Source organism: Pseudomonas sp. NDM (genome assembly GCF_003105095.1).
GTDB lineage: Bacteria > Pseudomonadota > Gammaproteobacteria > Pseudomonadales > Pseudomonadaceae > Aquipseudomonas > Aquipseudomonas moraviensis_A.
The window spans coordinates 1-1,346 of record NZ_QETJ01000320.1; the positions used below are offsets into that span (position 1 = coordinate 1).

1 protein-coding gene is annotated in these 1,346 nt (G+C 64.0%); it reads right to left on the bottom strand.

All coding sequences use genetic code 11. From position 1 onward, the window contains the following. Nucleotides 1-32: 32 nt before the first annotated feature. Nucleotides 33-1,184, bottom strand: a complete 1,152-nt coding sequence (locus DCO47_RS26780) for an MFS transporter (protein ID WP_116659285.1) — start codon at nucleotides 1,182-1,184, stop codon at nucleotides 33-35. Between the last annotated feature and the right edge of the window lie 162 nt (nucleotides 1,185-1,346).

Here is a 1,346-nt window from a genome sequence, read left to right on the forward strand (position 1 = left end):
GTAGGAGCTGCCGAAGGCTGCGATCTTTTGCTTTAGACCTTCAGGACTTTCCCGCCGATCGCCACAGCGACCAGCAACACCGCCATCAGTCCAAAGGCAAAACTCAGGCTGCTGGCATGGGCGACAAAACCGATCACCGCCGGCCCGGCGAGAATCCCTGCGTAACCGAGCGTGGTAATCGCCGGCACCGCGATGCTTTCCGGCATCACTGTCTGCTTGCCGACTGCCGTGTACAGCACGGGAACGATGTTCGAGCAACCGGCGCCGACCAACGCGTAACCGACCAGCGCCGCTTGCCAGCTCGGCGCGAAGGTGGCGAGAAACAACCCCGCCGCAGCCAGCAGCCCGCCGAACAGAATGATCCGCGTGGCACCCAGCTTGCGCACGATGCGGTCACCCAGCAGACGTCCGACGGTCATGGTCAGGGCGAACGCTGCGTAACCCATTCCAGCGTACGCCGTGTCGATTCCGCGTTCCTGGGCGAGGAACACGGCGCTCCAGTCCAGCGCCGCGCCTTCGGTGAGGAACACGATGAAGCACATGCCGCCGATAAACAGCACGATGCCGTGGGGAATGGCGAAGGCCGGGCCGGAGCTTTCACTGCCGTAGGGCAACATGTGCGGCACGCACTTGAGCAAGGCGCCGATCAGCAAAACCACCACCACCAGCATCGCCGCCAGCGGCGTCAGGCCGAGGCCGAGCAATGCGCTGACGCCCGCCGCACCGACAATGCCGCCGAGGCTGAACAAGCCGTGGAAGCCCGACATCATGTGCTTGCCGCTGGCGCGCTCGACGATCACCGCTTGCAGGTTCACCGTCGAATCCACCGTGCCGAGGCCGGCACCGAACATGAACAGCGTGGCGATCAGCGCCGGGATCGACGATACCGTCGCCAGCAAAGGCAGCGCCGCGCAGATCAGCAACGTGCCGCCGGTGGCCACACGCCGGCAGCCGAAGCGCGTCGCGAGAATTCCCGCCAGCGGCATCGCCAGAATCGAGCCGACGCCCAGGCACAACAGCAATAACCCCAACGTGCCCTCATCCAGCCCGGCCCGCGCCTTGGCATACGGCACCAGCGGCGCCCACGCGGCGATGCCGAGGCCGGCGATGAAAAAAGCGACGCGCGTGGACATCTGTTCCAGGCGTCCGGGGACGAGCGTGTCTTGGGGGTTGAGGCTGGTCATATCGATCCTTGGCAAAAAAACAACTGCATCCCGAGTGACATTCTGACGGCGTTGAGGTTCGATCTCAGGCCTTCGGGGCATAACGGTGAACATCCTACCCTGTAGGAGTGAGCCTGCTCGCGATAGCGGTGTGTCAGTCGACAATTTTTTAACGGACACACC

What these genes read in the sequence shown, in the direction of transcription:
- DCO47_RS26780 (WP_116659285.1), bottom strand. Translation starts at nt 1,184, where the DNA reads ATGACCAGCCTCAACCCCCAAGACACGCTCGTCCCCGGACGCCTGGAA.